Origin of the sequence: Mesorhizobium sp. M7A.F.Ca.CA.002.15.2.1 (assembly GCF_003998715.1) — a bacterium.
GTDB lineage: Bacteria > Pseudomonadota > Alphaproteobacteria > Rhizobiales > Rhizobiaceae > Mesorhizobium > Mesorhizobium ciceri.
This window is the reverse complement of the sequence record NZ_RZPI01000458.1, coordinates 1-4,628: the sequence shown is the minus strand read 5'-3', so window position 1 is coordinate 4,628 and position 4,628 is coordinate 1. Positions and strand designations below refer to the sequence as shown.

Genomic DNA, 4,628 nt, shown 5'->3' with positions numbered 1-4,628 from the left:
GCTTGCAGACGGCGCCTTGTTGGCATCGGCGCCGTCTGCAAGCAGCCGGGTCCGGTTGCCTTCGTCGAGCCGGTCGATCTTGTTCCACACTTCGATCACCCGCTTGGCATCACCAGCGTCAACGCCAAGATCTGCAAGGATACGCTCGACATCCTCGGCCTGGGCGGCCGTGTCCGGATCGGAAATGTCGCGCAGATGAAGCACGAGGTCGGCCTCGACCACCTCTTCCAGGGTGGCGCGGAAAGCCGCGATCAGATGTGTCGGCAGGTCCGAAATGAAGCCGACCGTGTCGGAGAGGATGATCGGCGTGCCATGTGGCAGGCGCACGCGGCGCAGCGTCGGGTCGAGCGTGGCGAACAGCATGTCCTGTGCCAGCACATCCGCCCCGGTCAGCCGGTTGAACAGCGTCGACTTGCCGGCATTGGTGTAGCCGACGATCGCCACCACCGGGAACGGCACCTTCCTGCGCTTGGCGCGGTGCAGGTCGCGCGTGCGCCGCACCGTTTCCAGCTCCTGCTTCAGCTTGATGATCTTTTCCTGCAACTGCCGCCGGTCGGATTCGATCTGTGTTTCGCCGGGGCCCCCAAGGAATCCGGCGCCGCCGCGCTGACGCTCCAAATGGGTCCAGCTACGCACGAGGCGGCCCTTCTGGTAGTTGAGATGGGCGAGCTCGACCTGCAGCGTGCCTTCCTTGGTGCGTGCACGCTCGCCGAATATCTCGAGGATCAGCCCGGTGCGGTCCAGCACCTTGGCGTTCAGCTCTTTCTCGAGATTGCGTTGCTGCACAGGGGTCAGCGGATGGTCGACGACGACCACTTCCGCATGTCCCTCTTTGACGATTTCCGCGAACTCGGCGACCTTGCCGCTGCCGAGCAGCGTCGCCGGGCGCGGATCGTTGACGGTCACCACCGCGGTGTGAATCAGATCAAGGTTGATGGCGCGGGCAAGGCCAACGGCCTCGTCGTGACGCGCATCAGCCGAACGCATCAGCCGCGGGCGGTTGGTCTCGTCGTCGTTGCGCTGGTGGCGGGTAAGGACGGGCACAATGACCACGGCCCGGGTCGGGCCCTTGGCCTCAGTCCTGGGGTGATGCGCTGGTTTCCCGCGAACGGTGGCGTCCGCGTCTTTCTCACGTGCCAATCAGGCGCCCTGGCTTTCCTCGCCATCGAACATCTGAACCGGCTGGCTCGGCATGATCGTGGAAATGGCGTGCTTGTAGACGAGCTGGGAGTGACCATCGCGGCGCAGCAGGACACAGAAATTGTCGAACGAAGTGACCACGCCGGTCAGCTTCACGCCGTTGATGAGGAAGATGGTGAGCGGGTTCTTGCTCTTGCGAACTGAATTCAGGAACAGGTCCTGAAGGTTTTGCGATCGTTCCGCCATTGTTCTTGTCTTTCGCCGATCCCCTTCGGTTTGCAAGCCAATGCGCCAAATTAACGGGCGCATGTCAAGCTCGCAAACACCGTCTTGTCGTCAGTAACGACAAGCAGAACGAGATATATTGATGTTCATTCCACCTGTGCGGTTATCAGGCTGGACTTTTTTCCGCAATGTCAAAAAAGGCTTGCCGCAACGAAAGTGTTATTGAGCCGGGGTGCCCATTGGCGACCGTGTCGCCATCGATGGTCACCACCGGCATGGCGATCGTCGTTGCGGAACTGATGAACGCCTCGCGTGCCGTCTTGGCCTCGGCGACGGAAAAGCCGCGCTCCTCGATCTTCAGGCCAAGCTTGGCCGCCACTTCGAACATGGTCGTGCGGGTGATGCCGCGCAGGATGCCATGCTCGGCCGGCCTGGTGACCAGAACGCCGTCCCTGGTGACGATCCAGGCGTTGGACGAGCCGCCTTCCTTGACGTTACCTTCGGTGTCGACGAACCAGGCTTCCTGCGCACCGGCTTCCTTTGCCTTCTGCTTGGCCAAGACATTGGGCAGCAGCCCGACAGTCTTGATGTCGACCCTGTCCCAGCGGTTCTCCGGCACGGTGATGACGGCGATGCCTGTCTCGGCTCGCTTTGCACCAGCGGCAGGATCGGCCTTCCTGGCGGTTACCACCAGCGAAGGCTTGGTGTCGGCGGAAGGGAAGACGAAGTCGCGGCTGGCCACGCCGCGCGTCACCTGCACGTAGACCAGGCCATTGGCGACGTGGTTGCGATTGACCACCTCACGCAGAATGAGCGGCAGCACGTGAGAGGTGACCGGCCAGGCGATCGACAATTCGGTCAGCGAACGGTTCAGCCGGGCCAGGTGGCGCGGCATGTCGACGATGAAGCCACGCGCCACTTCGCAGACCTCATAGACACCGTCGGCAAACTGATAGCCGCGATCCTCGATATGCACGGCAGCGTCGGCGTGCGTGACATAGCGCCCGTTGACATAGGCAATGCGCGGCATTGGCGACCCCTCAGAAATTCTCGGGCTTTCTTATGCGATTCCACCGCGGGCGTAACCGGCAAATGGTTGGACCACGCGCGGCTGGTCGGACGTCGCGCTTAGACGCCCAGGGACTTCAGCTTGCGATGCAGAGCGGAGCGCTCCATGCCGATGAACTCGGCGGTTTTCGAGATGTTGCCGCCGAACCGGTTGATCTGGGCGATCAGGTAATCCTTCTCGAACTGCTCACGCGCTTCGCGGAGCGGCAGCGCCATGATGTGTTGGTCGGATTGATTCGGGGTGCGCGGCATGACATCGCCGATCTCGGCCGGCAACAGATCAGCGGTGATCGGCGCATCGACGTCGTCGCCGCGCGCCAGGATCATCAGGCGCTCGACATTATTGCGCAGCTGGCGAACGTTGCCCGGCCAGTTGTGCGCCTGCAGCACGGCCAGCGCGTCGTCGCCGATGCGGCGCGGCTTGATGCCGGCCTGGCGGGCGATCTGCTTCATGAAATTGTCGACGAGGTAGGGAATATCCTCGCGCCGCTCGGCCAATCCCGGCACGATGACCGGAACCACCGCGAGGCGATGGTAAAGATCCTCGCGGAAACGCCCGTCGGCGATCATCGCTTCGAGGTTCTGCGACGTGGAAGAGATGATGCGGACATCGACCTTGACCCGCTTGGTTCCCCCTACCCGCTCGAACTGCTGCTCGACCAGCACGCGCAGGATCTTGTTCTGCGTCTCGCGCGGCATGTCGGCCACCTCGTCGATGTAGAGGATGCCGCGATGGGCCTCCTCGAGCGCGCCGACCTTGCGCTCGACGCCATTCGATTCGGTGCCGAACAGTTCGATCTCCATACGCTCGGGCGTGATGTTGGCGGCGCTCAGCGTCACGAAAGGCGCGCCCTTGCGCGCCGACAGCGTGTGGATGGCGCGCGCGGCCAGTTCCTTGCCCGAGCCAGACGGGCCGATGATCATCACGCGGCTGTTGGTCGGCGCGACGCGTTCGATGGTCTGACGCAACTGGCTCATCGCCGACGACATGCCGATCAGATCGAAGGTTTCACCGCTGCGCAGCTTGAGGTCGGAAACCTCGCGCCGCAATTTCGAGGTCTCGAGCGCACGTTCGGCAATAAGGATCAGCCTGTCGGCCTTGAACGGTTTTTCGATGAAGTCATAGGCGCCGCGACGGATGGCGGAGACCGCCGTTTCGATGTTGCCGTGGCCGGAAATCATCACCACCGGCAAGGTCGGATGCATCGTCTTGATCTCGTCGAGCAGCGCCAGCCCGTCGAGACGCGAGCCCTGCAGCCAGATGTCGAGGAAAATCAGCCGCGGCGCGCGATCAGCTATAGCAGCGAGCGCGCTGTCGGCATCGAATGCCGTGCGGGTTTCGTGACCTTCGTCGCTCAGTATGCCCGCGACGAGTTCACGGATGTCTTCCTCGTCATCGACGATGAGAATATCAGACGCCATTACCGACCTTTTCAGTTTCTCTTTCGTTTTCCGCCCTGCTTTCGCCGCGCGGAGCCGTTGCGGCCGCAGGCGGCAGGATGATGCTGATCATCGCGCCGCGCCCATCGTGGAAGTCCGCAGGAGCATCGTGTAGTTCCAGCCTGCCACCATGGTCCTCCACGATCTTCTTGACGATAGCGAGGCCAAGTCCGGTGCCCTTCTCGCGTGTGGTCATGTAGGGCTCGAGCAGCCGTTGGCGATTCTCGCGCGGCAGGCCTTTGCCATTGTCGATGACGTCGATTCGAATCACACCATTCTGGCGCCCGGCCTGAATCCGGATTATGCCGTGCGAACCATCCTTCTGTTCCAATCCGTCGATTGCCTCGGCGGCGTTCTTGATCACATTGCCGAAAGCCTGCGCCATCAGCCGGCTGTCGAACGTGCCCTTCAGCGGCTCGCTGCCGAAGGTCCGCTCGAAGGTGATGTCGGCGCGGCTGACCTCGACCAGGAACGAGGCCTCGCGCAGCGATTCGCGCAGATCTATGGCCTTCATCTCGGGCTTCGGCATGCGCGCGAACGCCGAGAATTCGTCGACCATACGGCCGATATCCTCGACCTGACGAATGATGGTGTCGGTGCACTGGTCGAAAACCTCGCGGTCCTCGGTAATCACCTTGCCATAGCGGCGCTTGATGCGTTCGGCCGAGAGCTGGATCGGCGTCAGCGGGTTCTTGATCTCGTGGGCGATACGCCGCGCCACATCCGCCCAAGCCGACGAGCGCTGCGCCTGGACC

Annotated in this window: 5 protein-coding genes; all 5 read right to left on the bottom strand. The window is 62.6% G+C overall.

The genetic code is table 11. From position 1 onward, the window contains the following. On the bottom strand, window positions 1–1,140 hold a 1,140-nt coding region (gene hflX, locus ENZ74_RS22595; RefSeq protein WP_127312998.1), incomplete at its 3' end, for a GTPase HflX. After that, window positions 1,141–1,386, bottom strand: a complete 246-nt coding sequence (gene hfq, locus ENZ74_RS22590; RefSeq protein ID WP_006202172.1) for an RNA chaperone Hfq — start codon at window positions 1,384–1,386, stop codon at window positions 1,141–1,143. A 145-nt stretch (window positions 1,387–1,531) separates the two neighbouring features. Further along, window positions 1,532–2,395: a D-amino-acid transaminase gene (locus ENZ74_RS22585; RefSeq protein ID WP_027163475.1), complete on the bottom strand. Its 864-nt coding sequence runs from the start codon at window positions 2,393–2,395 to the stop codon at window positions 1,532–1,534. Between the two features lie 98 nt (window positions 2,396–2,493). Then, window positions 2,494–3,855, bottom strand: coding sequence for a sigma-54 dependent transcriptional regulator (locus ENZ74_RS22580; RefSeq protein WP_013531496.1), 1,362 nt, complete (start codon window positions 3,853–3,855; stop codon window positions 2,494–2,496). Beyond that, window positions 3,845–4,628 (bottom strand): ATP-binding protein (locus ENZ74_RS22575; protein WP_127312997.1); only part of this gene is annotated, 784 nt, incomplete at its 5' end. The genes ENZ74_RS22575 and ENZ74_RS22580, both read right to left, overlap by 11 nt.